At 64.4% G+C, this 26,902-nt stretch carries 32 protein-coding genes; 14 read left to right on the top strand and 18 right to left on the bottom strand.

The genetic code is table 11. From position 1 onward, the window contains the following. Positions 1–192 precede the first annotated feature (192 nt). Together fdxA and FQ775_RS17650 are read left to right on the top strand one after the other, a co-directional pair. Positions 193–531 carry a ferredoxin FdxA gene (gene fdxA, locus FQ775_RS17655; protein WP_146298695.1) on the top strand — a complete coding sequence of 113 codons (339 nt, stop codon included), beginning with the start codon at positions 193–195 and terminating at the stop codon, positions 529–531. Between the two features lie 368 nt (positions 532–899). Then, complete coding sequence (locus tag FQ775_RS17650) at positions 900–1,472, top strand: CarD family transcriptional regulator (protein WP_146298694.1); 573 nt, start codon at positions 900–902, stop codon at positions 1,470–1,472. 298 nt (positions 1,473–1,770) lie between these two features. On the opposite strand, the gene FQ775_RS17645 is transcribed toward FQ775_RS17650, so the two are convergent. Next, a complete protein-coding gene (locus FQ775_RS17645; protein WP_146298693.1) occupies positions 1,771–2,076 on the bottom strand; it encodes a DUF1244 domain-containing protein in 306 nt (101 codons plus the stop codon). Positions 2,077–2,093: 17 nt separating this feature from the next. After that, the gene (locus tag FQ775_RS17640) at positions 2,094–2,891 is read right to left on the bottom strand and encodes an N-formylglutamate amidohydrolase (RefSeq protein ID WP_146298692.1); all 798 of its coding nucleotides are present in this window, start codon (positions 2,889–2,891) and stop codon (positions 2,094–2,096) included. Positions 2,892–3,127: 236 nt separating this feature from the next. On the opposite strand from FQ775_RS17640, the gene FQ775_RS17635 reads away from it, so the two are divergent. Next, on the top strand, positions 3,128–3,616 hold the full coding sequence (locus tag FQ775_RS17635) for a DUF1036 domain-containing protein (protein ID WP_146301856.1): 489 nt from the start codon (positions 3,128–3,130) through the stop codon (positions 3,614–3,616). Then, the gene (gene pyk / locus FQ775_RS17630; RefSeq protein WP_146298691.1) at positions 3,613–5,049 is read left to right on the top strand and encodes a pyruvate kinase; all 1,437 of its coding nucleotides are present in this window, start codon (positions 3,613–3,615) and stop codon (positions 5,047–5,049) included. The genes FQ775_RS17635 and pyk overlap by 4 nt, the downstream gene beginning before the upstream one ends. 57 nt (positions 5,050–5,106) lie before the next feature. Here pyk and FQ775_RS17625 read toward each other — a convergent pair whose 3' ends face one another. The 9 genes from FQ775_RS17625 to FQ775_RS17585 all read right to left on the bottom strand — a co-directional run bounded on the left by FQ775_RS17625 (position 5,107) and on the right by FQ775_RS17585 (position 10,705). Continuing rightward, positions 5,107–5,508 (bottom strand): hypothetical protein, encoded by a 402-nt coding sequence (locus tag FQ775_RS17625; RefSeq protein WP_146298690.1) that lies wholly within the window; start codon positions 5,506–5,508, stop codon positions 5,107–5,109. 142 nt (positions 5,509–5,650) lie between these two features. Continuing rightward, the gene (locus FQ775_RS17620; RefSeq protein WP_146298689.1) at positions 5,651–6,067 is read right to left on the bottom strand and encodes a hypothetical protein; all 417 of its coding nucleotides are present in this window, start codon (positions 6,065–6,067) and stop codon (positions 5,651–5,653) included. Positions 6,068–6,088: 21 nt separating this feature from the next. Then, positions 6,089–6,283: a hypothetical protein gene (locus FQ775_RS17615; protein ID WP_146298688.1), complete on the bottom strand. Its 195-nt coding sequence runs from the start codon at positions 6,281–6,283 to the stop codon at positions 6,089–6,091. A 525-nt stretch (positions 6,284–6,808) separates the two neighbouring features. Then, on the bottom strand, positions 6,809–7,882 hold the full coding sequence (locus FQ775_RS17610) for an alpha/beta fold hydrolase (protein ID WP_146298687.1): 1,074 nt from the start codon (positions 7,880–7,882) through the stop codon (positions 6,809–6,811). Positions 7,883–7,943: 61 nt separating this feature from the next. Then, on the bottom strand, positions 7,944–8,528 hold the full coding sequence (locus tag FQ775_RS17605; RefSeq protein WP_146298686.1) for a tetratricopeptide repeat protein: 585 nt from the start codon (positions 8,526–8,528) through the stop codon (positions 7,944–7,946). Between the two features lie 68 nt (positions 8,529–8,596). Beyond that, complete coding sequence (gene ykgO, locus FQ775_RS17600) at positions 8,597–8,722, bottom strand: type B 50S ribosomal protein L36 (RefSeq protein WP_106570116.1); 126 nt, start codon at positions 8,720–8,722, stop codon at positions 8,597–8,599. A 113-nt stretch (positions 8,723–8,835) separates the two neighbouring features. Further along, on the bottom strand, positions 8,836–9,924 hold the full coding sequence (locus FQ775_RS17595) for a 5-(carboxyamino)imidazole ribonucleotide synthase (protein ID WP_146298685.1): 1,089 nt from the start codon (positions 9,922–9,924) through the stop codon (positions 8,836–8,838). Continuing rightward, positions 9,921–10,418: a 5-(carboxyamino)imidazole ribonucleotide mutase gene (gene purE, locus FQ775_RS17590; RefSeq protein ID WP_146298684.1), complete on the bottom strand. Its 498-nt coding sequence runs from the start codon at positions 10,416–10,418 to the stop codon at positions 9,921–9,923. The genes FQ775_RS17595 and purE overlap by 4 nt, the downstream gene beginning before the upstream one ends. Positions 10,419–10,501: 83 nt before the next feature. Then, positions 10,502–10,705 carry a YdcH family protein gene (locus FQ775_RS17585; protein WP_146298683.1) on the bottom strand — a complete coding sequence of 68 codons (204 nt, stop codon included), beginning with the start codon at positions 10,703–10,705 and terminating at the stop codon, positions 10,502–10,504. A gap of 219 nt (positions 10,706–10,924) precedes the next feature. On the opposite strand from FQ775_RS17585, the gene FQ775_RS17580 reads away from it, so the two are divergent. Further along, a complete protein-coding gene (locus FQ775_RS17580) occupies positions 10,925–11,101 on the top strand; it encodes a YdcH family protein (protein ID WP_146298682.1) in 177 nt (58 codons plus the stop codon). Between the two features lie 39 nt (positions 11,102–11,140). Here the strand turns inward: FQ775_RS17580 and FQ775_RS17575 are convergent, their stop codons facing one another. From FQ775_RS17575 to FQ775_RS17565, 3 genes are all read right to left on the bottom strand, one after another. Continuing rightward, entirely contained in the window at positions 11,141–11,404 is a 264-nt protein-coding gene (locus tag FQ775_RS17575; RefSeq protein ID WP_146298681.1) for an ArsR/SmtB family transcription factor, read from the bottom strand. A 135-nt stretch (positions 11,405–11,539) separates the two neighbouring features. After that, positions 11,540–12,850 (bottom strand): MFS transporter, encoded by a 1,311-nt coding sequence (locus tag FQ775_RS17570; protein WP_146298680.1) that lies wholly within the window; start codon positions 12,848–12,850, stop codon positions 11,540–11,542. 67 nt (positions 12,851–12,917) lie between these two features. Then, entirely contained in the window at positions 12,918–13,112 is a 195-nt protein-coding gene (locus tag FQ775_RS17565; protein WP_146298679.1) for a DUF1192 domain-containing protein, read from the bottom strand. Positions 13,113–13,212: 100 nt separating this feature from the next. On the opposite strand from FQ775_RS17565, the gene FQ775_RS17560 reads away from it, so the two are divergent. Further along, positions 13,213–14,217: an NAD(P)H-quinone oxidoreductase gene (locus tag FQ775_RS17560; RefSeq protein WP_146298678.1), complete on the top strand. Its 1,005-nt coding sequence runs from the start codon at positions 13,213–13,215 to the stop codon at positions 14,215–14,217. Positions 14,218–14,259: 42 nt separating this feature from the next. Here FQ775_RS17560 and FQ775_RS17555 read toward each other — a convergent pair whose 3' ends face one another. The 3 genes from FQ775_RS17555 to FQ775_RS17545 form a co-directional block, all read right to left on the bottom strand. After that, on the bottom strand, positions 14,260–14,523 hold the full coding sequence (locus tag FQ775_RS17555) for a DUF2312 domain-containing protein (RefSeq protein ID WP_146298677.1): 264 nt from the start codon (positions 14,521–14,523) through the stop codon (positions 14,260–14,262). 141 nt (positions 14,524–14,664) lie between these two features. Next, entirely contained in the window at positions 14,665–15,039 is a 375-nt protein-coding gene (locus tag FQ775_RS17550) for a cell division protein ZapA (RefSeq protein WP_146298676.1), read from the bottom strand. Positions 15,040–15,050: 11 nt separating this feature from the next. Next, on the bottom strand, positions 15,051–15,323 hold the full coding sequence (locus tag FQ775_RS17545) for a DUF4164 domain-containing protein (RefSeq protein WP_146298675.1): 273 nt from the start codon (positions 15,321–15,323) through the stop codon (positions 15,051–15,053). A gap of 266 nt (positions 15,324–15,589) precedes the next feature. Here FQ775_RS17545 and tkt point away from each other — a divergent pair, with 266 nt between their 5' ends. The 7 genes from tkt (at position 15,590) to FQ775_RS17510 (ending at position 24,508) form a co-directional block, all read left to right on the top strand. After that, entirely contained in the window at positions 15,590–17,584 is a 1,995-nt protein-coding gene (tkt, locus tag FQ775_RS17540) for a transketolase (RefSeq protein ID WP_146298674.1), read from the top strand. Between the two features lie 196 nt (positions 17,585–17,780). After that, the gene (gene gap / locus FQ775_RS17535; RefSeq protein ID WP_146298673.1) at positions 17,781–18,788 is read left to right on the top strand and encodes a type I glyceraldehyde-3-phosphate dehydrogenase; all 1,008 of its coding nucleotides are present in this window, start codon (positions 17,781–17,783) and stop codon (positions 18,786–18,788) included. A 181-nt stretch (positions 18,789–18,969) separates the two neighbouring features. Then, positions 18,970–20,865, top strand: coding sequence for a potassium/proton antiporter (locus FQ775_RS17530; RefSeq protein WP_146298672.1), 1,896 nt, complete (start codon positions 18,970–18,972; stop codon positions 20,863–20,865). 76 nt (positions 20,866–20,941) lie between these two features. Next, positions 20,942–22,138, top strand: coding sequence for a phosphoglycerate kinase (locus FQ775_RS17525; RefSeq protein WP_146298671.1), 1,197 nt, complete (start codon positions 20,942–20,944; stop codon positions 22,136–22,138). Positions 22,139–22,311: 173 nt separating this feature from the next. Then, a complete protein-coding gene (locus FQ775_RS17520; protein WP_146298670.1) occupies positions 22,312–23,223 on the top strand; it encodes a fructose bisphosphate aldolase in 912 nt (303 codons plus the stop codon). 103 nt (positions 23,224–23,326) lie between these two features. Then, positions 23,327–24,097, top strand: coding sequence for an SGNH/GDSL hydrolase family protein (locus tag FQ775_RS17515; protein ID WP_146298669.1), 771 nt, complete (start codon positions 23,327–23,329; stop codon positions 24,095–24,097). A 66-nt stretch (positions 24,098–24,163) separates the two neighbouring features. Further along, the gene (locus FQ775_RS17510) at positions 24,164–24,508 is read left to right on the top strand and encodes a hypothetical protein (protein WP_146298668.1); all 345 of its coding nucleotides are present in this window, start codon (positions 24,164–24,166) and stop codon (positions 24,506–24,508) included. A gap of 75 nt (positions 24,509–24,583) precedes the next feature. Here the strand turns inward: FQ775_RS17510 and FQ775_RS17505 are convergent, their stop codons facing one another. Beyond that, positions 24,584–24,745 carry a hypothetical protein gene (locus tag FQ775_RS17505; RefSeq protein ID WP_206064776.1) on the bottom strand — a complete coding sequence of 54 codons (162 nt, stop codon included), beginning with the start codon at positions 24,743–24,745 and terminating at the stop codon, positions 24,584–24,586. A 163-nt stretch (positions 24,746–24,908) separates the two neighbouring features. Between FQ775_RS17505 and FQ775_RS17500 the strand changes: the two genes are divergently transcribed. After that, a complete protein-coding gene (locus tag FQ775_RS17500; RefSeq protein WP_146298667.1) occupies positions 24,909–26,816 on the top strand; it encodes a propionyl-CoA synthetase in 1,908 nt (635 codons plus the stop codon). Positions 26,817–26,902 lie beyond the last annotated feature (86 nt).

Here is a 26,902-nt window from a genome sequence, read left to right as displayed (position 1 = left end):
CTGATATCGACCATGGTGGCCCGCCGCGCCGCCAGGGTTGCGGCGGTGGCACTGCCGGTGCGTGTCGGCGCACGGTGGAAAAACCATTCCGCCTGGCACAGGAAACGCGGCAAAGCGCCCCTTGCGCGCCTATGGCAAAGGCGCTACCTCACCGCCGAATGCGCCAGAAGGCGGACTGCCCGGAGCTCCCGAATGACCTATGTCGTCGTCGATAATTGCATCAAGTGCAAATACATGGACTGCGTCGAGGTTTGCCCGGTCGACTGCTTCTACGAAGGCGAGAACATGCTCGTCATTCATCCCGACGAGTGCATCGATTGCGGCGTGTGTGAGCCGGAATGCCCGGCCGACGCGATCAAGCCGGATACAGAACCCGGGCTCGACGACTGGCTCAAGGTCAACGCCGAATACTCGGAGAAATGGCCCAACATCACCGCCAAGAAGGACGGTCCGGCAGACGGCAAGGACTTCGACGGCGTCGAAGGCAAGTTTGAGAAGTATTTTTCTCCCGAGCCCGGCGAGGGCGACTGAACTGGATTTTCCGGTCTGCGTTCGGTCCGCGTTAACTTTTTGCCGATCTTAAGCATGAGCGGAGGGGTTCCCTTCGCTTCTGCGGCAAGTTGTTGATTCTTTCGCATAATTATGATATAGCTACCCATCACACTGACGCTACACCGTCTTTTGATGGCGCGAAGACATTAATCATCGAAAGGTGCTCACAGTTTCCGGCCCGAGGCGACTTGGCCAGGCACAAGCCTATTGTGCGCCAGTCCGCCGTCCCTATCCCGGAAGCGTGCGGCTTTGCGTCCTGTTGAAGGTTTCGGACAGCTCCTGCGCTGCCCGACAATAAGATGCCGGCTTCCCGGAGCCGGTACCGTAAAACAAGGAGTTTAGGGCGTATGGCAACCCAGCAGAAGAAGACAGCAACCCGCAACGGCTTCAAGACCGCGGAATATATCGTCTATCCGGCGCACGGCGTCGGCCAGATCGTCGCGATCGAGGAGCAGGAGGTTGCCGGACACAAGCTGGAACTGTTCGTTATCGACTTTCAGAAGGACAAGATGCGGCTGAAGGTGCCGGTCGCCAAGGCAACGTCCGTCGGCATGCGCAAGCTCGCCGAGACCGATTATGTCGACCGCGCGCTCAAGGTCGTGCAGGGTCGCGCCCGCGTGAAGCGCACCATGTGGTCGCGCCGCGCGCAGGAATATGACGCCAAGATCAATTCGGGCGATCTGATCTCGATCTCGGAGGTCGTGCGCGATCTCTTCCGGGCGGAGAACCAGCCCGAGCAGTCCTATTCCGAACGCCAGCTCTACGAGGCCGCGCTCGACCGCATGGCGCGCGAGATCGCAGCGGTCAACAAGATGTCGGAAACCGAGGCGATCCGCCTGATCGAGGCCAACCTCGCCAAGGGGCCGCGCCGCGGCGCCAAGGCCGACAACGAGGATTCCGAGCAGGAAGAGGCGGCATAAGCGGTCACTTCCCGCGGCCGGACGATCACGGCCATCTCAAACAAGCCCCCGAAGGTTGGCGACAACATTCGGGGGCTTTCGTTTGTCCGGTGCGGTGGGGACAAGGATCGCAAAGAGCTCTGGGCAGCGCCGTCAAGTTCGCTCAGCAATGCATTTCGCCGCATCGCCCGGAGAATGGGCGAAGCCGCTGTGCTGGCTGCGGGATTGCGGATGAGGCCTTGCAGGGGCCTCCGGCTGAAGATTTGAGCCGCCGACCATCGCCTCACTTCCGCACCAGACGAATGTGCGGACGCGACGCTCAGTGGTCCTTGGGCCGGTTGTCCTGAAAGGCCGCCTTCTGGTCGGCGGACGCTTCGCGCTGGTATCTTTCGCGCCACTCGTCATAAGGCATGCCATAGACGATCTCGCGCGATTCTTCCTTGGAGAGCGCGATGCCGGCCTCGTCGGCGGCGTCGCGGTACCAGTTCGACAGGCAGTTGCGGCAGAAGCCGGCAAGGTTCATCAGGTCGATGTTCTGGACGTCGGTGCGCTCGCGCAAATGGGTCAGAAGCCGCCGGAAAGCGGCCGCCTCGAAGTCGCGTTGCTGTTCGTGCGAAAGTTGCATGGCGTGCTTCCTCGATCTCAGATCGGCCCGGTGCGCGAACCGAACTTCTTCACCTCATGGATATCGTCACGGGCATTGATCGCGTCAAGGACCGGCGCCAGCCGGTCGGCCCAGCTTGCGGCGTCAACTTCGCTTGCGATGAGGTCCTGGCGCAGCTCGATCAGGATATGGGCATAACCGTTGACGATGGCGTGGCGGAACATGGTGTCACCGCGCAGCGCGCCGTCATAAGGCTCGTTGTCGCCGATGACGAGATCGGGCTCGTCCGCGAATGCTTCGAGCATCGGCCGGACGGCGCGGTCGTCGCTGTCCCACAGTATGCCGACATGCCAGGGGCGCGCCCGGCCTTGCATGGCCGGCGTGAAGGAATGAACCGATACGATGAAGGGCGCGCGTTTCGAGGCCGCCGCGACCGAGGCGATCATGGCGCCGACGGCGTCGTGATAGGGCCGGTAGAAGCGCTCCAGCCGGCGCTCGCGCTCCTTGCGGCTCATCGGATAGTTGCCTGTGATGACGGTACCGTCATAGAGCTGGCGGATCAGCGTCGGGTCGTCCTCGCCGCGGTTGGGGTCGATCAGCAGGCGCGAAAAGCCGGCAAGCACCGCCGGCGCGCGAAGCTTCCCGGCGAGGCGGCGAACGACGGTCTCTACGCCGATGTCATAGGCAATGTGGCGCTCGAACTCGGCTGCGGGCAGGCCGAGGTCGCCATATTCGTCGGGCAGCGCGTTGCGGGCATGGTCGCCTAGGACAACCATGCCGCGGGCGCGGTCGCCGTCGACGATCTCGAAAGGGGAAAAGACGGCGCTGCGTGTCATCGTTCCTGGCATCCCGATTGCCGGGCGGGCCTGTCGCCGCCGGGCGCTGCATCTCCTTTCATGGCTCGGCGGCCAAGGCAATGCCGTTGTTTCGACATGGTTCTGGCCGATGCCGGGGGCGGTCGAAGGCAGCGGCAATCCGCCCGAAACGCGCGTCGCGGCGCGTTGACACGGGCGCGCAGTTTGCCGAAAAGGGAGGAACGGACATGTTTCGTTCACGGGTGAGGGACAGCGTTATGGGTTTTGCAGGCGTTCGATCTGCAGTCCGCCTGGCGACGGCGTTCCCGCTCCTGTTGCTTGCCTTCCTCGCCATTGCCGCCACCACCACGGCCGCGCGCGCCGATTTCCGGGTCTGCAACGCCACCCAGAACCTGGTCGGCGTGGCGATCGGCTACCGCGCCAGCGCCGGCTGGATCACCGAGGGCTGGTGGCATGTCGAGGGCTCGACCTGCAAGACCCTGATCGAGGGCCAGCTTTCGTCACGCTATTATTATCTTTATGCGGAAGATGCGGAACGGGGCGGACGCTGGGACGGGCCGATCAACATGTGCATCGCTGACAAGGAATTCAAAATCGTCGGCGTGGAGAACTGCATCCCGCGCGGCTTCCAGCGCGCCGGCTTCCAGGAATATGACACGGGGGAGCAGGCGAGCTGGATGGTCCAGCTGACCGACGAACCCGCAACCGACGGCACCGCCGCCGTCACCGGAACGGGTTCTCAATGAAGCGCAGCCGCAAGGTCAGGATCCTCGCAACACTTGGCCCCGCCTCCTCCGACGAGGCCATGATCCGCAAGCTCTACGAGGCCGGCGCCGACGTCTTCCGCATCAATATGAGCCATGCCGACCACGAGCTGATGCGCACGCTGGTCGGCCGGATTCGTGCGGTGGAAAAAGAAGTCGAACGGCCGATCGGCATCCTGGCCGATCTGCAGGGGCCGAAGCTGCGGGTGGGCAAGTTTGCCGAGGGCGGCGTCGAGCTCGAGGTCGGGCAGACCTTCACGCTCGACGACGACAAGACGCCCGGTGACCATAAGCGCGTCCACCTGCCGCATCCGGAAATTCTGCGCTCGGTCAAGGCCGGCGACCGGCTGCTGATCGACGACGGCAAGCTGCAGCTGAAGGCGGTAAAGAACACCGGCAAGGCGATCACCGCGGAAGTGGTCGCCGGTACCAAGATCTCCGACCGCAAGGGCGTGAGCCTGCCCGACACCGATCTGCCGGTCGGGGCGCTGACCGACAAGGACCGCCGAGACCTCGACGCCGTGCTGCAGGCCGGCGTCGACTGGATCGCGCTTTCCTTCATCCAGCGGCCGGAGGATCTGGCAGAGGTGCGCAAGGTGGCGCGCGGACGCGCGGCGCTGATGTCGAAGGTGGAAAAGCCGCAGGCCGTCGCCCGGCTCGGCGAGATCATCGAGCTTTCCGACGCGCTGATGGTGGCGCGTGGCGATCTCGGCGTGGAGATGCCGATCGAGGCGGTGCCCGGCATCCAGAAACAGCTGACACGCGCGGCGCGACGCGCCGGCAAGCCGGTGGTGGTCGCCACCCAGATGCTGGAATCGATGATCTCGTCGCCGGCGCCGACCCGCGCCGAGGTTTCCGACGTCGCCACCGCCGTGTTCGAGGGCGCCGACGCGATCATGCTGTCTGCGGAATCGGCGGCCGGGCAATATCCGGTCGAGGCGGTGTCGATGATGAACGCCATCGCCGAGCGGGTCGAGCGCGACCCAACCTATCCCGGCATCATCAACGCGCAGCGCAGCGAACCGGAGGCGACCGGGGCCGACGCCATTTCGCTGGCGGCGCGCCAGATCGCCGAGACCCTGAAACTGTCGGCGATCGTGTGCTACACCTCGTCGGGCACCACCGGGCTGCGCGCGGCCCGCGAGCGGCCGCAGGTGCCGATCATCGCGCTGTCGCCGGTGGTGGAGACGGCGCGCCGGCTGTCGCTGGTGTGGGGCACGCATTGCGTGGTGACGCCTGATGCCAACGATCTCGACGACATGGTCGACCGCGCCTGCCGCATCGCGTTTTCGGAAGGGTTCTGCAAGCCGGGCGACCGCATCATCGTCACCGCCGGCGTGCCGCTGCGGACGCCCGGCGCCACCAACATGCTCAGGATTGCCTATATCGGCTCGGACGGGCTGAGCGGGATTTGAGGGGGCCCGGAACGCGTCTAATCACGACTGCCCTGCTAAGGCTTGCGTGCTGTGAACCTATGGTGCGGCATGCATCGGCGCGATCTTCTTGTATGTTCGCCGCACCCTTTCTTTGTTTGGCTCAAAGAAGCCTCCGGCTTCGTCAAAAAACGCGTCTATGAGGCGATGTCTAATGCCGGTCGTCTTATGCATGTAAATGAAAAGCCAGCATTTTTCATCTGCGCCGCAGCCTGAGTTGCATATTTGTTCGATCGCGCGGCTGCCGGTTTTCACACAGTTGTCCCGGTCGCCGACCCTGGAATAACACTCGGCAGCCAGAAAATGGTGCCGCCAACCATCTGGCTGCAGATTTTCGATCGATTCGTATAAGGCAATGGCTTCTTCATATTGCCGGTGAGCCATTCGTTCGATCATCGAGGTGTATTTGAAGGCGTATCTGATCGCCTTGACCAATCTCATCTATGTCCTCTGGGGCTAAGCTCCGCCCAGGCGCGCCGGCCACCTTCGTAGTCTGTGATTTAAGCGGCGGCCTTGGTTTCTGCGCGGCTCTGAAATCCACGGCTTCCTGATCGACGCCTATACGGGACGACGACCGCCACTATCACTCTACGACGAACCCTGCGCGTATGCTGTTTTTGGTATCCGCCTCTTTCTCGCAAAATTCCCTTACGACCGCGCGTGACGTAGCCTTACTCACCAGATAATGGCGGCCGTCGCTCTTAAACGGGTGATCGAGTCCGTTCAGGATTTGCTGAAGACGGCTATCATCGGCGTGGCTTGATTCAACCTCGAACCGGTCGTCACCCCTGTATATTATTCTAATACTGTTCGAGAGCAGTGTATTTGATGCCACTATCCCCACGCCCGGTCTGGCCGCATCAAGGATCCGGTTCGCGTATTCGATCGCCTTCCCGCAATCCAAGGGGATCCCGTATTTCTTGGTTTGTCTGTGAACGCGAACGACGAAAACAACTACGAATGACAACAGAACGGCCAATAGCAGCAGAATTGTAAGCATATGGACCACGTTCTAAACCACCTACCCGGTCGACTTGCCCTTGCCCAAGCGAATGCACATCACGACGATGTTGGCAACGGCATGATATTGCGTCTTCGGCAGGCGCGTCCAAATCGCCGGCCCTTCGATGAAAACCTCAGGGAGTTTAGAACCATAGAACACGTCGGTTGCATCATCATCGGAATGGAAATCTAAGGCGCAGCTTACCTTTGTCATATGCTGTCGCGATATGCCGCGCTAGGTTGTCTATGCTTCGCTCATCGTCCAAACATATCGCGGCAGAGGGAGTACTGTCATCTTTTTCGCCAAGCAATGCATGGCGTAGCTTTTCGTCATGAAGTGCGGCCAATAGGTTATCGTTCTCGAAGATAATTTTGGCTATCATGGACATATTATTATTTAGTATTTCCACATAGTCATTTTGTTTTTCTATTTTGTCGAAGCCCAAGGCATATTCTTTTCAATAATACATCACTATAGCCGATCCCCTTCTTGCGGGATCGGATGCCTAGGACAATTAAGATCAGGACAAAAAGAACGAGCGCTGCTGCGGTCAGTGTTAGGTAGATCATTAGTCAGTCGCTCTAGAGTCAATCGATCAATCCTTAGCAAATTTCCCTGTCCTCCCAACCTGCTAAATGCCACGTGATAGCGGAATTCCGGGTGCGCGATGGGAAACGAAACACCCCGTGCCAGTGTGATGCCCGCCGGCAAAACCGGCTCGTAAAGCCGGTCGCAACCCTAACCCCCCGCGGCCATCGCGCTCGGGTCGGGCTTTTCGTCGGGGCAGTTTGCGATCGGGCCGAAGGCATCGCCGGCGATGCGGGCTTCGACCGCGCGGGCGAGCGCCTGAAGATCGCGGTTTTTGCCGGCGGCCTTCTCGATGGCGGCGACGGCAAGGTCGGGGACGATCCAGTCCGGCTTGTGGCCGAGATTCTTGACCCAGACCAGTTCGGCGCCGGGGATGTCGCGGCCGAGACCCGTCGAATGGATCTCCTCGTAGACCACCGTGTCGCGGGTGCCGGAAATGACGACCGTGGGTGCGGAAATCTCGCCATAACGCGGCGCGACGGTCTTCACATAGTCGTAGAGGCCGGCGACGTCGCGGGAATTGGCGCGGAAGGCCGCCGGCCTGAGCACGAGGGCGATCGCCGCGTTGCGGTCATAAGCCTCGGGCAGCCGGTTGGGCGCAAAGACGCAGGCCGAGGCGGCGGCCATGCGCAGGGCGCCGCCGGGATAGGCGAGCGTCTCCGAAAAGAGCGGGCCGATCAGCGGCGTCGCGGTGAGTTCGTAATACCAGGAAGTTTCGCCGCCCGGCCAGGGATGCGAGACGGCGGCAAGCAGCACCACGCCGCGGGTCCTGGCGGGCTGTTCGAGCGCGAAGGTGGCGGCGATCGCGCCGCCGAAGGAATGGCCGACGATGATCGCGTCCTCGATGCCGAGTTCGTCCATCAGCGCGGCGACCGTTGCCGCCTGACCGTCGGGGCGGCCGTTTGCCGCCGGGCCGCGCCCTGACCAGCCATGGCCGGGGCGGTCGACGAAAAGCAGTTCGGCGCGGCCTTCGAGCAGCGGCCGCAGCGGCAGCATTGGATCGAGCAGGTTGCCGCTGGCGCCGTGGATGAAGACCAGCGGCGGCAGGTCGGCGTCGTCGCCGGCGGGCACATGCACGTAATGCAGGCGGGTGTCGTTGACGGTGGCGAAACTGCCCGAGGGCGGGTGGCGGCGCTCGATCAGCCAGGCGCCGACGCGGGTGACGCCGACCAGCACAAGCACCAGGGCAAGAAGGAACGCTGCGAACGCGTAGGCGAGGTTCATGCGGAAGCCGGGCGAGGTTGCGAAACGGGGTGTGGCCGCGAGGGCGGGGACGGCGGACGGCTCAAATACCTTCGCCGGCCAGTTCTTCTGTCAGATTGACGACCTCGGTCTGCGCGTTGCGCATCATCGGGTAGATGTCGAGCACGCGCTCATAGGCGTTGAGGGCGAGGTGCTTGCGGCCGGTGGCCTTGAGGATGGCGCCCATGCCGGACAGCGCGCCGAAATGGCGCGGCTCGAGGCGCAAGGTGCGCTCGATGTCGGCCATCGACTTGGAATAGCTGTCCATCATGAAATGCACGGTGGCGCGGCGATTCCAGCCCTCGGCGTAGCCGGGCTGAAGCAGCACGATCTGGTCGAGGAAATCGAGCGCGACGGAAAATTCCTTCTTCTGGGTGGCCTCGTTCGACCATTGCATCATCAGGTCGATCGAGGCGGAGCCCGACTTCATCCATTCCTGCCAGATGCGGTCGGCGATGCGCTGCGCGGCCTTTTCGTTGCGCTCGCGCTTCAATTCGCCGAAGAGGGTGTCGATCCGGGCGGCATCGTCCTGCGCGGCCGGCTTTTCGCCGTCGGCCGGCGCGGCGAAGGCCTGGGCGGCGCCAAGGGCGACCAGGAACGGGAGCACGAATCGCAAAACGTTCCGCATGACCGGAAGCCTAGCTGCCGATCGCGGAACGTCAAACTGAATTTGCCGTGAAGCGGCGCGTGCGGCCCCTAGCCCTGGCGGGCCTTGAAGCGCGGATTGGCCTTGTTGATGATGTAGATGCGGCCCTTGCGGCGAACCATGCGGTTGTCGCGGTGACGGCTCTTCAAGGCCTTGAGCGAGTTCTTGATCTTCATTGTCCTGACCCGTCGATGTTGGCCGCGCGGGCCCAACATGAAAGGCGCGCCAGAGGGCGCGCCGCAAACTTGGCGGCTGAATAGACGATGTGACGGGACGATGTCAACCGCGCTCAGGAGTGTGGCGGCGTCGAAAGCCGAGTGAAATGGCCCATCTTGCGGCCTGGGCGGGTCTCGTGCTTGCCGTAGAGATTGAGCAGCAGCCGCGGCTCGGCCAGCAGCGCGGTGGCTTTGGCGACCTCGTCGCCGATCAGGTTTTCCATCACAGCGTCGGAATGGCGCGCCGGATCGCCAAGCGGCAGGCCGGCGACGGCGCGGATGTGCTGTTCGAACTGGGAGACGTCGCAGGCGGCTTCGGTCCAGTGCCCGGAATTGTGGACGCGCGGGGCGAATTCGTTGGCGAGGAAACCGCCGGCGGGGAGCGCGAAGAACTCGACGCCGATGACGCCGACATAGCCGAGCGCCTCAAGCAGGGCCACGGTGGCGTCGCGGGCGGAGGCCAGCGTCGCCGGGTCGAGGCCAGAGGGGACCACGGAGCGGCGCAGTATGCCGTCGCGATGCTCGTTGCGCGCCGCCTCGTAGGTGGCGGTTTCGCCGTTCAGGCCGCGGGCGGCGATGACGGAGAACTCGGCCGAGAAATCGACGAACGCCTCGAGGATCAGCGGCACGCCGCCCATGGCGGCGAAGACGCCTTCGGCATCGGCGGGCGACGCGTTGCGGAAGACACGCTGGCCCTTGCCGTCATAGCCAAGGCGGCGGGTCTTCAGGACGCCGCAGCCGCCGGTTTCGGCGAGGGCCGCGGCGAGGTCGGCATCGCTGTCCACAGAAAAGTGGCGGGCTGTGGATATCCCCGCCTCGGTGAGGAAACGTTTCTCGACCAGCCGGTCCTGGGCCACCTCCAGCGCGCGCGGCGGCGGGAACACCGGCACATGATCGGCAAGGTGACGGGCGGCGCCGACGGGAACGTTTTCGAACTCGTAGGTGACCACGTCGCAGCGGGCGGCAAGCGTGGTCAGCGCCGCATGGTCGTCATAGGCGGCGACGATCTGGCTGGAGGCGAGCTGGGCCGCCGGGCAGTCGGCCTGGGGTTCGAGGATAACGGCACCGTAGCCGAGCCGACCGGCGGCTGCCGCCAGCATGCGGCCGAGCTGGCCGCCGCCGATGATGCCTATCGTCGCGCCGGGCGCGAGCGGCTTCTTCATGTCTCGTCGGTCGGCGCCGGCGCCACCGCGTCGGTCTGCTCGGCGCGGAAACGGTCGAGCCGTTGGGCAAGGGCGGCGTCGCCGAGGGCCAGCACGGCGGCGGCGAGGAGGGCGGCATTGACGGCGCCGGAACGCCCGATCGCCAGCGTGCCGACCGGGATGCCGGCCGGCATCTGGACGATCGAGAGCAGTGAGTCCTGTCCCGAAAGCGCTTTCGATTCAACGGGAACGCCGAAGACCGGCAGTGGCGTGAGCGCCGCCGTCATGCCCGGCAGGTGGGCGGCGCCGCCGGCGCCGGCGATGATCACCTTGTAGCCCTTGTCGCGCGCGGAACGGGCGAATTCGTAAAGCCGCTCCGGCGTACGGTGGGCTGAAACGATCAACGCCTCATGGGCGACGCCCAGCCTGTCGAGCGTGTCGGCGGCATGGCGCATGGTCGGCCAGTCGGACTGGCTGCCCATGATGATGGCGACATCGGCGCTCTGATCGGCCAAGAATCCGTCCTGCCCTGCCAAGGATGAGGCGCCTTAGCGGAATTGGACCGGAGCCGCAAGCGCGGCAGGCGAGTGCTGCGCTGTCAGGCGATGATATCGGGGATGATGCGGTCTTCGAGTTCGCGCAGACGATCCTTGATCGACAGCTTTTTCTTCTTCATGCGCTGGACCTGGAGGGGATCGCAGCCGGTGGCGATCATGGCGTTGATGGCGACGTCAAAATCCGCATGTTCCTGTTTCAAGCGCGCAAATTCGAGACGAATTTCGGCTTGGTCCTGATCTGCCATTCAAAGATTCCCCGGCGCTGCAGCCCGCCCTGAAGCGGGTCCGACGGGTGCTGCATCGCTGTCGGGCCTATAGCACATTTCGGCCTTTCAGAAAATGCTACCACCCGCCATTCGACTTGCCCGGAAAGTGGTGGCACACTGTCATCGCAATGTCACGAGTCGCTTTTGCGAGCGGCCCGCGGCAACGCTTCGAGGAAACGATGGAAGGGAATGGCACTGATGTCTCTAGCATCCCATCTTGAGGAATTGCGGCGCAAGCATGGTGAACTCGAACGCGAAATCGACGACGCGCTGACCCACCCGTCAGTCGATACTTTGGAAATCAACCGCCTCAAGCGTCGCAAGCTGGCGCTCAAGGATGAGATCGAAAAGCTGACCGTGCCCACGAGGCACTGACCAGACAGCTTCGACCCGGGCGAGGTGAGCCGCGGCGGCTCACTCGCGCCAGAACTGGTCAAGCCAGATATTGAGTTTCAGGAAGCCGCCGTCATTGACGGCGTAGAGACGACGTGTGCCCTGGGCGCGCGCGACGACCAGTCCTGCGTCGAGCAGCACCTTGAGATGTTGTGAAACCGCAGGCCGCGAGACGGGCAGCCCGGCGGCAAGCTGGTTCACCGTTTTCGGCCCACGCCGAAGCTCTTCGAGAAGGTGGCGCCTGTTGGCGTCGGCGATGGCGGTAAAGGGGTCGGCGGAACTCATCGCGGCGACGTTAGATCAATTACGCGGAAAGGGGAAACCGCTATTCCGAGGCCGGGACCGGTCCGGATAACCATTGCCGCGTTGATGACTTCGCGTCGGACCGACAGAGTCGACCGGCATTGGTCAGCCAACCGGTCAGCCGCCGTCGCGTGGCGCTTCCTCGTCCGGTGCGTTCGTTTCCGGTTCCGGCTCCTGCATGATGTCCTCGGCGCCGGCCTCGCTGCGCGGATCGAGATGCAACGCTTCCGGAGTCAGCGCACGTTCGGCCGGGTGGGTGGTGAAGGTCTCGCGTTCGTCGAGCGGCACCGGAGCGCGGCGGGTTATGCGCAGCAGTGTGTAGGCGGCCAGCGCGAGATGGGCGAGGCCCGTCGACAGGAACAGGCTCTCCGGTCGCAGCGCCTCCATCAGCAGGGCGCCCACCACCGGGCCGATCATGGTGCCGAAGCCGTAAAGCAGCAGCAGGCCGCCCGACACCTTCACGAAGTCCTCGTTCGCGGCGTGGTCGTTGGCATGCGCAACGGCGATCGAATAGAGCGTGTAGGCAAGAGCGCCGTAGGCACCGGTCAGGATGATGACCGCGATGCCGGAGCGGGCCGAGGCAATGAAGATCACCAGCCCGAAAAGCGCCGCGCCCAAGGAGGCCGCCGCCAGCACATAGCGGCGATCGGTGCGGTCGGAGATGCGGCCGGCCGGCATCTGCATCGCAGCGCCGGCGATCACGGTGATACTCATCATCAGCGCGATCTCGGCCGTCGAGATGCCGATGCGGGCGCCATAGACGGCGCCGAGTGTGCCCCAGGCGCCGTTGGCGACACCGACCAGGATGCAGCCGGCGAAAGCCACCGGCGAATTGAGGTAAAGCCCCTTGAGGTCGAGCGAGACGCTGTGCAGCGGTCGCGGGCTGGCCTGGGCGGAGATGGCGGTCGGGATCAGGGCAAGGCAGAAGAAGATGCCGGTCACCATGAAGAAGGTCGGCGTGGCGACGTCGCCGAGCGCGATCATCATCTGGCCGGCCATGATCGCGGCGTAGGTGACCATCATGTAGAGGCCGAAAACGGTGCCGCGGTTCTCGTTGGTGGCGCGTTCGTTAAGCCAGCTCTCGATCACCATGAAGGCGCCGGCCATGGCGAAACCGGTGAAGGCGCGCAGCACGATCCAGACGTATTCGTGGACGACGAGACCGGTCAACAGGGCTATGATGGCGGCCGAGGCGGCCAATGCGCCAAATGAGCGGACGTGACCGACCCGGCGGACCAGCCGCGGCGCGAACAGGCAGCCGGCAACGAAGCCGCCGGCCCACGCCGTGCCCAACAGGCCGAGCGATGCGGTCGAGAACCCTTCTTCCTGGCCGCGCAAGGGCAGAAGCAGGCCATGCAGACCGGACGCCGCCAGCAGAAAGGCGGTTCCGCCCAACAGCGACAGGATGGGCGCGAAATTCCTGATCATGCCGGTCTCCGCTTGCGGTCGGGATACATTGTCAAAGTGGCGGAGGGGTTGCGGACGCCATCCGCGTTCAGCCGCGGCGGAACAGGGCTTCCGCCGCCGCCTTGGTCGAGCCCTTTTCCTTCATGTCAGCTTCGAGGCGGTCGATTTCGGCGCGAAGGACGCCAATGCGCTGCGCCAGTTCGTCGACCGAAAGCAGCGACAGGTCCTGCCCGATCTCGTGCGGAACGGTCTTGGCCCGCGATTCCTCGTCCGGAAAACTCATAACCAGCTCCCGTATTTGGCCGGATTTCGCCGAAAGGATACATTTCATGCTGGCGGAGAATCAATTCACCCGCCTCCACGAATCGAAGGAGCAACAGCGCATGGCCAAAAACCTACCGGAGACGATGACCGCGATCGCCATCTCCGAGCCGGGCGGGCCGATGGTGCTGAAACCCGAAAAGCGCAAGCTGCCGGAACCGGCAAAGGGCGAAATCCTGGTGCGGGTTCGCGCCGCCGGCATCAACCGGCCCGACGTGCTGCAGCGCAAGGGAGCCTATCCGCCACCGCCCGGGGCGTCGGACCTGCCGGGGCTGGAAATCGCCGGCGAGGTCGTCGCCTGCGGCGAAGGCACGAGACGCTGGACGGTCGGCGACACGGTGTGCGCGCTGGCGCCGGGTGGCGGCTACGCGGAATTCTGTGTGGTGCCGGAAAGCAATGCATTGCCGATCCCGCATGGCTTCACCCTGACCGAGGCGGCGGCGCTGCCGGAGACTTTCTTCACCGTCTGGCACAACGTCTTCGAGCGCGGCGGGCTGAAAGAAGGCGAGCGCTTTCTCGTCCACGGCGGCTCCTCCGGGATAGGCACGACCGCGATCCAGCTCGCCAAGGCGTTCGGTGCCGAGGTGTTCACGACCGCCGGCTCGGCTGACAAATGCAGCGCCTGCGTGGAGCTCGGCGCGGACCGCGCGATCAACTATCGCGAGGAGGATTTCGTCGCCGTCATCAAGGAAGCGACCGGTGGCAAGGGCGTTGACGTCATCCTCGACATGGTTGCCGGCGATTATGTCGGGCGCAACTACGAGGCCGCCGCCGTCGACGGACGCATCGTCCAGATCGCCGTTCTCGGCGGCCCGGTCGCGAGTGCCGATTTCTCGAAGCTGATGGTCAAGCGCCTGGTTCACACCGGATCCACGCTCAGGCCGCGCAGCGTCGATTTCAAGGGTGCGATCGCGGCGGCGCTGGAACGCGAGGTCTGGCCATTGCTTGCCGAGCGCCGCATCGCGCCGGTCATGGACATGATCTTCCCGCTGCGCGACGCCTGGCGGGCGCATGAACGCATGGAGGAAGGCGATCATATCGGCAAGATCGTGCTCGACGTCGGCTAGAGGGCGGGACGCCGGCTGGCGGCCAAACGCGGCGGGTCGCGATCAGGCCATACCGAGGGCGGCCTTGTAAAGGTCGAGGATCGCCTCCTGCTCCTGGCGCTCGGCCTGGTCCTGCTTGCGCAGCCTGACGATGGCGCGAACGGCCTTGGTGTCGAAGCCCGAGCCCTTCATCTCCGCGTAGACCTCCTTGATGTCGTCGGAGATCGTCTTCTTTTCCTCCTCGAGGCGCTCGATGCGCTCGATGAAGGCACGCAGCTGTCCCGCGGCGACGGTCTCGGTGGTGGGCTCGTTGGTCTCGTCGGCCATGTCGGTCTCCGGCTGGTTCGGAATCGGCGCCGCGAGGTCGCGGCCAGGGTCGGCGCGTGGATGCCCCAGTCGCCCTTTCCGGTCAAGCGCCGGGCGCGATCAATCCGGTCGTCGCACCAATACTGAGGTCGAGGCTGGCGCTCAGCCCTCGGCGCGTGCCTTGACGGTCAGCCGCGTCGTCAGTGCCTCGATGCGGTCGGCGACCTCGGCCAGCGTGCCTATCAGGGCGGCGTCGTTCTTGTCGGCCTTGACGAGGGCGTCGTCACGGGTCTTGCGCAAGGTGCCGATCTCACTTTCCAGCCCTTTCACGCGGCGTTGCAATTCGGAGAGTTCGTCCATCACCATGATGCCGGCCATGACGGCCAGCCGATGGTCGCCGATCTCGCCGAACGAGCCCTTGAGGTGTCCGATATAGCGGTCGAAGCGCTGGGCAAGGTCGAGCAGATGCTCTTCCTGGCCCTCGTCGCAGGCCATCCGGTACGACTTTCCGTCAATGGTGACCGTGACCTGGGCCATGGCGACGTATCCTATCGGTCGAGAACGGCGCGGATCGTCTCCATGGCCGTCACGAGGCGCCGCGACACCTCCTTGTTGGCATCCGCCAGCCGCTCGGCGCGCGCCTCGGAGGCATCGAGTTCCTGCGCAAGCCGCGACCGGTCGGCGTTCATGCGCTGCACCTCGGCCTCCGCCTCGGCATAGTCCTGATCCTGCTCGATTCGGGCAGATGCGGCATTTTCAAGCGCATCGAGCGCCTTGGCGAGACGAGCCAGAACTTCCTTAAGTGTCGATTCGCCGGTCATTCCCTTGGGGCAATCCCGAATCAAGGCGCGATCGTAACGCCTTATCGATGAAAGATTAGACGGCGCGTGAAAGCCGCGTCAACAAAGTCGCGCGGGCCTCCCCAGCTATTGCGTGCTGCCAGGCCAAATCCGCGGGTTTCGGCCGCCGCAAGCGGGCGGTTTTGTTGACTCCCGGTCGCCAACTGCTATTTGGAGCCGGCCTGAATGGGGCGAAATTCGGGACCGGCCTCCCCGCGCAGCGGCGCTTCACGACCAGAGAGCAAAAAATGTCCTCACGCGACAAACACGACCGCATGGCGAATGCGATCCGTTTCCTTTCCGCCGATGCCGTCGAAAAGGCGAAATCGGGCCATCCCGGCTTGCCGATGGGCGCTGCAGACGTCGCGACGGTGCTGTTCAAGAAGTTTCTCAAGCACGATCCGCACCATCCGCTTTGGCCCGACCGCGATCGTTTCGTGCTTTCTGCCGGGCACGGATCGATGCTGCTTTATTCGTTGCTTTACCTGACCGGCTACGAAGACATCACGATCGACGAGATCAAGAATTTCCGCCAGCTCGGTTCGAAAACCGCCGGCCATCCGGAATTCGGTCATGCGGCCGGGATCGAGACCACTACGGGCCCGCTTGGCCAGGGACTGGCGAATGCCGTCGGCATGGCGCTTGCCGAACGCATCCTCAACGCCCGCTTCGGTGACGGTATCGTCGATCACCATACCTATGTGCTCGCCGGTGACGGCTGCCTGATGGAGGGCATCAGCCAGGAAGCGATCACGCTGGCCGGGCATCTGAAACTTGGCAAGCTGATCGTCTTTTTCGACGACAACAACATCTCGATCGACGGGCCGGTCTCGCTGGCGGACTCGACCGACCAGTGCGCCCGCTTTGCGGCGTCCGGCTGGCATACGCAGCGCTGCGACGGCCATGACCCGGACGCGATTGCCGAAGCGATCGAGGCGGCGCGCGCCTCGGACCAGCCGAGCCTGATTGCCTGCAAGACCACCATCGGCTTCGGCGCCCCGACGCGTGCGGGCACCAACAAGGCGCACGGCTCGCCGCTGGGTGCGGAAGAGATCGAAGGTGCCCGCAAGGCACTCGGCTGGGAAGCGCCGGCCTTCGAGGTTCCTTCCGACATTCTCGACATGTGGCGGCTCGCCGGCCTGCGCTCGGTCAAGGACCGGAAGGAATGGGAAGGCCGGCTGGCGGCTGCCGACGCCGAATTGCGCAGCGAGTTCGAGCGGCGCATGCGCGGCGAATTGCCGGGCGGCTTCGAAACAGTCATCGCCGACTACAAGAAGGCACTGGTGAAGGACAAGCCCAAGGTCGCGACGCGCAAATCCTCCGAGATGGCGCTCGAAGTGATCAATGCCGCGCTGCCGGAAACGATCGGCGGCTCGGCCGACCTGACCGGCTCCAACAACACCAAGACCAGCCAGACAAAGCCGATCACGCCGGACGACTTTTCCGGCCGCTACATTTACTACGGCGTGCGCGAACATGGCATGGCGGCGGCGATGAACGGCATCGCGCTGCATGGCGGGCTCATCCCTTATGGCGGCACCTTTTTGGTCTTCACAGACTACTGCCGCCCGGCGATCCGGCTTTCGGCGCTGATGGGGCAGCGCGTCGTCTACGTCATGACGCATGACTCGATCGGGCTTGGCGAGGACGGACCGACGCACCAGCCGGTCGAGCATCTGGCGGCGCTGCGCGCTATCCCCAATCTGCGTGTGTTTCGGCCGGCGGATGCCGTGGAGACGGCGGAGTGCTGGCAGCTTGCGCTCGCCGACACCAGCGGACCGTCGGTGCTGGCCCTGACGCGACAGAACCTGCCGGCCGTTCGCAAGGAGCATTTCGAGGAAAATCTCTGCGGGTTCGGTGCCTACGAACTGGAGAAGCCGGAGGACGAGGCAGAGGTCACGATCTTCGCCACGGGGTCGGAGGTCGAGATCGCGCTCGCTGCACGCAAGCTCATCGAGGCGAAGGGTCGTCGCACGCGCGTGGTTTCGGTGCCGTCAATGGAGCTGTTCGTGGCGCAGAGCGCCGAATACCAGGCGGCGATCATCGGCGAGGCTGGTGTCCGCGTGGCGATCGAGGCGGGCGTCCGACAGTCATGGGACCGCCTGATCGGACCGGACGGCATCTTCATCGGCATGTCGGGCTTCGGCGCCAGCGCACCCTACGAAGATCTCTATGCGCATTTCGGCATCACCGCGCAGGCTGCTTGCGATGCCGTTCTGGAGCGGCTTTCGACCGCAAGCTGACGCGGCTTCGGCCCATTTGCCCGGCAGCAGGCAAGAATCCACCGGTCCAGCGGCGCTGGCGGCTGGATTCTTGGCCCTTGCGTCGCTATGAAGCGCCTCGTCTGCGGCCTGCAGCCTTCGCTTGCACTGAAATGAGGGCAGCGGCCGATCGATCACCGGCGTGGCACCCGCGCGCAAGCTCCTGAAGGAATTATCGATGACCGTAAAAGTCGCCATCAACGGATTTGGCCGCATCGGCCGGAATGTCGTGCGGGCCATCTATGAGTCGGGCCGCAAGGACATCGACGTCGTGGCCGTCAACGACCTCGGCCCGGTCGAGACCAATGCGCATCTGCTGCGCTACGACAGCGTGCACGGCCGCTTTCCTTCCGAGGTCTCGGTTTCCGGCGACACGATCAATGTCGGCAGCGATTCCTTCAAGGTGCTGGCCGAACGCGACCCGGCCAAGCTGCCCTGGGGCGAACTCGGCATCGACATCGTGCTGGAATGCACCGGCATCTTCACGTCCAAGGACAAGGCCTCGGCGCATCTGACCGCCGGCGCAAAGCGCGTCGTGGTGTCGGCACCGGCCGACGGTGCCGACCTGACGGTGGTCTATGGCGTCAATCACGACAAGCTGACCAAGGACCATGTCGTTATCTCGAATGCATCCTGCACGACCAACTGCCTGGCCCCGGTCGCCAAGGTCGTCAATGACGCGTTCGGCATCGAAAAGGGCTTCATGACCACGGTGCATTCCTATACGGGCGACCAGCCGACGCTCGATACCATGCACAAGGATCTCTACCGTGCCCGTGCGGCGGCGATGTCGATGATCCCGACGTCGACCGGCGCGGCCAAGGCGGTCGGCCTGGTGCTGCCGGAGCTTCAGGGCAAGCTCGACGGCGTTTCGATCCGCGTGCCGACGCCGAACGTCTCGGTGATCGACTTCAAGTTCGTTTCGAAGAAGACGGTCAGCGTCGACGAGGTCAACGCCGCGCTGGTCGCGGCAGCCGAGGGGCCGCTCAAGGGCATCCTCGCCTATACCAAGGAGCCGCTGGTCTCGATCGACCTCAACCACAACCCGGCGTCGTCGACCTTCGCCCTCGACCAGACCAAGGTCATCGAGGGCAATCTGGTTCGGGTGATGTCGTGGTACGACAATGAATGGGGCTTTTCGAACCGCATGGCCGATACCACGGCGGCGTTCGCCAAGACGCTCTGAGAACGCCTCGTCAGCTATCCGATCGACGCCCGGACAACTCGTCCGGGCGTTTTTCGTTTCGGGCTTTCCTGCGCGCTACTGGCCTGTGCGGACAGGAAAAATCGCGTCACGGCTTGCACATTGCCTCGGCTTCGCCCCACTCTAGCAGCACGGACAAGGGGAGGCCGAGCGGAGCGGGCGGATGGAAGGCGTTTACGTGGTGGTTCTGGTCGGCACAGCGCTGATCCTTGCCGCCGCCTTTTCCAGCCTGATCGCCTTCCGCTTCGGCGCCCCGCTGCTGCTGCTCTTCCTCGGCATCGGCCTTGCCGCCGGGGTCGACGGCCTCGGCATCAATTTCGACAATGCGCAGGTCGCCTATTTCGTCAGTTCGCTGGCGCTGGCCGTCATCCTGTTCGATTCCGGGTTCGGCACCAGGCTGGCCTCCTTCCGCCAGGCTGCGGGGCCGGCGCTGTCGCTGGCGACTGTGGGCGTGGCGCTGACCACGGCGCTGTTCGGGGTGGCCGCACATTATTTGACCGACCTCAGCTGGAGCGCATCCTTCCTGTTGGGAGCCGCCGTCGCCTCGACCGACGCCGCGGCCGTGTTCTTCCTGCTGCGGGCCGGCAATCTGCACATCCGTGACCGCGTGCGCTCGACACTGGAGGTCGAATCGGGTTCGAATGACCCGATTGCCATCTTCCTGACCATCACCTTCGTCTCGCTCGTGGCGACGGGGCTCGACCCCGAGGCCGATGTGCTGATGGTCGATATTCTGGTCGGTTTTGCTGTCCAGATGGGACTTGGCCTTGCCGCCGGCGTCACCGGCGGTTTCGTCATCGCGAGGCTGGTCGAGCGGCTGACGCTCGATCGCGGGCTGCTGCCGATCTTCACCATCACGCTGTCGCTGCTCCTGTTCGGGCTCGCCGGCGCGGTCGGCGGGTCGGGGTTCCTCGCCGTCTATGTGGCGGGACTGATCGCCGGCAATTCCGGCGTGCGTTCGGAAGCGCATCTCAAGCAGTTTCAGGACGGCATCACCTGGCTTGCGCAGATCATCATGTTCCTGGTGCTCGGGCTGTTTGCGACGCCGTCGGAGTTCCCTGCGATCGCGCTGCCGGCCGTAGGGCTCGGCCTGTTCCTGATCTTCATCGCGCGGCCGGTGGCGGTGTGGCTGTGCCTGGCGCCTTTCCGCTTCACCCGCGCGGAGACGGCCTTCGTGTCCTGGGTCGGCCTTCGCGGCGCCGTCTCGATCCTTCTGGCGCTGACACCCTTCCTGGAGGGGCTCACGGTTGGCAGCGTCATCTTCAACACGGCCTTCATCGTGGTGCTGGTATCGCTGATCGTGCAGGGCTGGACGATCGGGCCACTGGCGCGGCGCCTGGGACTTGTCATTCCGGCGCGTACCGGGCCGCTCGACAAGGTCGAGCTCGAACTGCCAGGTGCCGCCCATCACGAGCTTCTCGCCTACCGTGTGGTTGCTGGCAGTCCGGTCGCGACCGGTGTGCGCATTCCACGCTGGGCGCGCCCGTCGCTGGTTGTGCGCGAGGGGCGTTCGATGACCTATCAATATGCCGGACGGCTGGAAGCGGACGACCATGTCTATATCTTCGTCTCCGACCGCTACCCGCGCCTGCTCGACCGGCTGTTCGCCAGCCGGGCCGAGCTCGATCCCGAGGACGCGGAATTCTTCGGTGCCTTTGCGATCGACGCCACCCGACCGGCGGCCGATCTCGACGCCGCCTACGGGCTCGGCCTGACCGAGGCGGAAGCGGCGATGCCGATCATCGATCTGATGCGCCTGCGGCTCGGCGGCAATGCCGAATATGCCGACCGCGTCACCATCGGCCCTGTCGAGCTGATCGTGCGCGACGTCGACGAGAAGGGCGCGATCACCGAGGTGGGGCTGTCCTTCGAGCCGCATTCGGACGCGCCGAAGATCCCGGTCTTCCTGAGCGCGGGCGAGATCCGCGACCGTATCCTCGACTGGCTGCGCAACTGGCGTGAACGCCGTCGCGCGCGCCGACTGCGGCAGGCTGACAAGCCGAAGCCAGGCGGTGCGGGCGATCATGACGATGCCGACGAGGTGATTTTGCCGAGATAGGGGCGGTGCAACGGCTTGCGCGGCGGCGCGCAGCCGCTATGGTCCGCGCGATTTCGTGCCAAGGAGACCAGCGGCCATGCCGGCATTCAAGACCCTCGATGACCTCGGCGATATCGCCGGCAAGCGCGTGCTGGTGCGCGTCGACCTGAACGTGCCGATGAAGGACGGCAAGGTCACCGACACGACGCGCATCGAGCGCGTGGCGCCGACGATCCTCGAACTGTCCGACAAGGGCGCAAAGGTGATCCTGCTGGCGCATTTCGGCCGGCCGAAAGGCACGCCGGCACCGGAGATGTCTTTGGCGCCGATCGCCGGAGCCACCGAGGCCACGCTCGACCGCCGGGTGCACTTTGCCGCCGACTGCATTGGCGACAAGGCCGCGGCCGCAGTTTCGGCGATGGCCGGCGGCGACATCCTGCTCCTGGAAAACACACGCTTTCATGCCGGCGAGGAGAAAAACGATCCCGATTTTGTCGCAGCACTGGCGGCCAATGGCGACATCTATGTCAACGATGCGTTTTCCGCCGCGCATCGCGCCCACGCATCGACCGAAGGACTGGCGCACCGGTTGCCGGCCTTTGCCGGACGTACCATGCAGGCCGAACTCGAAGCGCTGCAAAAGGGGCTCGGCGACCCGGCACGTCCCGTGGCGGCGATCGTCGGTGGGGCCAAGGTCTCGACCAAGATCGACCTTTTGATGAACCTGGTGAAGAAGGTCGACGCGCTGGTGATCGGCGGCGGCATGGCCAACACCTTTCTGGCGGCGCGCGGCACGAATGTCGGCAAGTCCTTGTGCGAGCACGATCTTGCTGCGACCGCGAAGCAGATCATGGTCGAGGCGGCTTCGGCAGGCTGCGCCATCGTCTTGCCGGTCGACGGCGTTGTGGCGCGCGAGTTCAAGACCGGTGCCGAGAGCGAGGTCGTCGACATCGACGCCATTCCTTCCGACGCGATGGTGCTCGATGTGGGCCCGAAAACGGTCGATGCCGTCACCGGCTGGATCGAGCGCGCGGCGACGCTGGTCTGGAACGGCCCGCTGGGCGCCTTCGAGATCGCGCCCTTCGACGCGGCCACGGTGGCGGCAGCCAAGTTCGCCGCCGCACAAACGGAAGACGGCCGGCTGGTCTCGGTGGCGGGTGGCGGCGATACCGTCGCCGCACTCAACCATGCCGGCGTTGCCGACGATTTCACCTATGTCTCGACTGCTGGAGGCGCGTTCCTGGAATGGATGGAAGGCAAGCCGCTGCCGGGCGTCGAGGTATTGACGAGCTGAGGCTTCCGGCACTCTTTCCCGCAGTTTGACTTGTTAACAATGGCGTTGGAAAGCCTCAAAGCTAAACCGATTGAAGTTCTTTCAATCGATTCAAAGGTTTGGCCGCCCAGTTCCGTTTCGCGGCGGGCTCTGGTAGACGCCGGTCCAGTTTGGAACGCAGGACGAGGCGCACGATGGGCGAAACGCTCGCAGACAACACGCAAGCCATGGCCGAGCAGGTCGCAAACAAGGACGGGTTTATTGCGGCCCTCGACCAGTCCGGCGGTTCGACGCCGAAAGCTCTGAAGCTTTACGGTGTAGAAGAAGGCTCCTGGTCGAACGAGGCGGAGATGTTCGACCTCATTCACCAGATGCGTGCGAGGATCATCACCTCGCCGGCCTTCAGCGGCGACAAGGTGATGGGCGCGATCCTGTTCGAACAGACTATGGACCGTGATATCGTTGGTACGCCGACCGCTCAATATCTTTGGGACAAGCGCGGGGTCGTGCCGTTCCTCAAGGTCGACAAGGGGCTCGCGGAGGAAAAGGACGGCGTCAAGCTGATGAAGCCGATGCCGGGCCTCGATGCGCTGCTCGAGCGCGCGGCGGCGAAGGGCGTCTTCGGCACCAAGATGCGCTCCGTGATCGATGCGGCGAACCCCGCGGGGATTGCCGCCATCGTCGGACAGCAGTTCGAAATTGCCCGGCAGATCCTTGGCCATGGCCTGGTGCCGATCATCGAGCCGGAGGTCACGATCTCGATCGCCGACAAGGCGGAAGCCGAGGACATCCTGCTGGCCGAAATCAAAAAACATCTCGACGGCGTGCCGGCGGGCCGGCAGGTCATGCTAAAGCTGACACTGCCGACCAAGCCGAACCTCTACAAGCCGCTGATCGACGACCCGCGGGTGATGCGGGTGGTTGCGCTGTCGGGCGGATATTCCCGTGACGAGGCGAATGCGAAGCTGAAGCAAAATGCGGGCATGATCGCGAGCTTCTCGCGCGCCTTGACGGAGGGGCTGTCGGCACGGCAGAGCGACGCCGAGTTCAACGCCGCCTTGGCTTCCGCGATTGACAGCATTTTCGAGGCCTCCCGCGCCAGTTGAGGCTGCTGCCTGACAAGCCAACCAAGCCCGGGCATCAATGTCCGGGCTTTTTCTTTCGGACGCGGGGCACTATTCGGATTGTGAAACCGAATGGACCCACGCCATGTCTCGACTGCTGCCGCTCCTCTCCTGGATTGCCTTGCCGGTCTACGCCTGGCAGGGACTGGCCGTCAGGCGACGGACCGAGCGGCTGACGCCACCAGAAGGGGCGTCCCTACACACAATCCCGGGCCGCGGCGAGCCGGTGCGGCTGCTGGTGATCGGCGATTCCTCGGCCGCCTCGGTGGGGATCGACGATCCCGCCTACGGGCTGGCGGCCCGGTTGGCTCATGGGATCAACCTCGAAACCGGACGCCCGGTCGCCTGGCGCGCAGCCGGCTTCAACTCGGCGACCTCGGGCCAGTTGCGCGACCACGTCGTGCCCAACCTCGCCGCCGAGCCATGGTCCCATATCGTCGTTTCCGTCGGCACCAATGACGTCAAGAATTTCCACACGGTCGGGCGCTTCAAGAAAGAGTTCGGCGGACTGCTCTACGCCATTCGGGCCAAGTGGCCGCTGGCGCGCATCGTGTGGTCGCCGGTGATCGACATGACGCGGGTGCCGGCCTTGCCTTCAGCGCTCGGCCGTATCCTCGAAATCCGGGCGCAGGCGATCAACGCGATGGGCATACGGCTTTGCCACGAGCGCGGCGCGCTGCCTGCGACACGGCTGCCGATCATCGATCCGGCGGGATTTTCGAGCGACGGCTTTCACGCCTCCAGGGCGGGCTATCAAGCCTGGGCGGATCACGCGCTGTCCTTCCTAATGGGCACGGACGAGGTGACCGCCGGCGAAGAAGGGCCGGTCGCGTTCGATCATCCCCCGCACGGGTGATGAAGCCGGCCGCCTGGCTGCGCATCTTGCGGGCGAATTCGGTCCGCCAATCGGGAGCGCCCAGCCATGCAACGCTCGATGCTTTTCGCCGTCCTGATCGTGACAAGCGCCACCGGCATTGCACTGGCGGAGAAGAAGACCAAGCCCGGCACGCCCGAGCGCTCTGCGCAATGCGAGTTCGACAAGCAGTCCTGCGAGTTGATCGGCGACGACCTCTATCTCGGCAAGGACATGAACAAGCTGCGGGCCTGGTACCAGGACTGTTTCGACGCCTACGAATATTGCCTCGTCAAGGACCGCACCGCCGGAAAGGGTTCGGTGGGCGGTCCCGGCAGCACCGTCCGCGATCCGGGCAATGCAGGCCGCAACGTCAAGCCGTTCAGCCGCGCGAAAAGTTTTGCACAGGACTGAGCCGCGCGCGTCGCCGGCGGGCTACAAGCGGGACCGGCTACCGCTTACGGCTGACAGCGTTTGCTGAAGCCGGCGTCAACGGCCGTGGCTGAGCAAGACCGTGAGCGAAATCGCGGCGATCGCCAACAGCGCCAGCTTCCAGAAATCGCGGCGGTAACGCAGGCCCGGCAGGCCGAGCGGCTTGATGATATGGACCGCCATCATCAAGATAATCACGAGCGACAAAATCTTGGTCATGCGGCCTCGTGCGCTGCTGACGGGGCGAGTGTTGCTGCGCCCTTTGACCAGCATCAAGGCGACGTGTCAAAGCTTGCGGTGTAGGAGCATAGTCAAATGGACGCCCGCAGGCCTGTCCGGGTAGAAGGGCGCCGGATCAAGGTCGCGGCGAGGGAGGTGCAGTATGGCTTCGCGCTATCGGGAGGTTTACGACAGCTGGAAGAGGAATCCGGACGCCTTCTGGGCCGAAGCGGCGAAGGCAATCGACTGGGTTTCGCCGCCTGAACAAATCTTCGACGCCGCAGCCGGGGTCTATGGACGCTGGTTCCCCGATGCGACCTGCAACACCTGCTTCAATGCCGTCGACCGCCATGTCGAAGGTGGGCGCGCCGACCAGATCGCCCTGATCCACGACAGCCCCATCACCGGCCGCAAGAAAAACTTCACATTCGCGCAGCTGAAGGCCGAGGTCGAGGCGCTGGCCGCGGTGATCTCGGATCAGGACGTGACGAAAGGTGACCGGGTCATCATCTACATGCCGATGGTGCCGGAGGCGGCGTTCGCGATGCTCGCCTGCGCGCGGCTTGGTGTCGTGCATTCGGTCGTGTTCGGAGGCTTCGCGGCCAAGGAACTGGCAACGCGCATCGACGACGCGCAACCGAAACTCATCATCACCGCCTCCTGCGGCATCGAGCCGGGCCGGGTCATCGCCTACAAGCCGCTCTTCGACGCTGCGATCGAGATGGCGCGCCACAAGGTCGACGGCTGCATCGTGTTGCAACGGCCGGAGCAGCAATGTGAACTGACCGAGGGCCGCGACGTCGACTACGCCGGGGCGGTTGAGGCGGCGAAATCCGCTGGGCGCGAAATACCGTGCGTGACAGTGAAGGCCACCGACCCGCTCTATGTGCTCTACACCTCCGGCACGACCGGCCAGCCCAAGGGCGTGGTGCGCGACAATGGCGGCCACATGGTCATGCTGAAATGGTCGATGGACAACCAGTTCGGCGTCGCCCCGGGCGAGGTGTTCTGGGCCGCATCCGACGTCGGCTGGGTGGTTGGCCATTCCTACATCGTCTATGCGCCACTGCTGCACGGCTGCACGACGGTGCTGTTCGAGGGCAAGCCGGTCGGCACGCCCGACGCGGGCACCTTCTGGCGGGTGATTTCCGAGCACGGCGTTGTCGCCCTGTTCACGGCGCCGACGGCCTTCCGCGCCATCAAGGGCCAGGATCCCCAGGGCGAGTTCGTCGGAAGATACGACCTGTCGACGTTCCGCACCCTGTTCCTGGCCGGAGAGCGCGCCGACCCGGAAACGATCAAATGGGCCGAGCAGAAGCTCGAGGTGCCGGTGATCGACCATTGGTGGCAGACCGAGACCGGGGCCCCGATCTCCAACAATCCGGTCGGGCTCGGCATGCTGCCGGTCAAGTACGGCTCGCCGGCGGTGCCGATGCCGGGATACGACATGCGGGTGCTCGACGATGCCGGACACGAGGTCGGGCACGGCAAGCTCGGCAATGTGGTCGTCAAGCTGCCGCTGCCGCCGGGCTGCCTGCCGACCCTGTGGAACGCCGACCAGCGCTTCAGGAGCGCCTATCTCGAGGAGTTCCCTGGCTATTACAAGACGGCTGACGCCGGCTATGTCGATGATGACGGCTACCTCTTCATCATGGCGCGCACCGACGACATCATCAATGTCGCCGGGCACAGGCTTTCGACCGGCGGCATGGAGGAGGTGGTCGCCGAACATCCTGATGTCGCCGAATGTGCGGTTATCGGCATCGCCGACGCGATGAAGGGACAGGTGCCCTGCGGCTTCGTGGTGCTCAATGCCGGAGTGGCGCGCGAGCCTGCCGACATCGAGCGCGAGGTGGTGGCGCTGGTGCGCGACAAGATCGGTCCCGTCGCCGCGTTCAAGTCGGTGGTGACGGTGAAGCGGCTGCCGAAGACGCGCTCGGGCAAGATCCTGCGCGGGACGATGCAAAAGATCGCCGACAAGGAAGCCTGGAACATGCCGGCGACGATCGACGATCCCGCGATCCTCGACGAGATCACGACGGCGCTGAACGACAAGGGTATCGGCATCTGAGGCTGGCGCGAGGACGGCGTAATCGTATGTCGTGGCTCTGGCCGCGCCCAAGCGTCGGCGTTATAAGCCCGCTCATGTCATCAACG

This window comes from Nitratireductor mangrovi (genome assembly GCF_007922615.2).
GTDB classification, from domain to species: Bacteria; Pseudomonadota; Alphaproteobacteria; order Rhizobiales; family Rhizobiaceae; genus Mangrovimarina; species Mangrovimarina mangrovi.
Note: the sequence above shows the minus strand (reverse complement) of the source record. Positions and strands in the feature narration are given on the sequence as shown.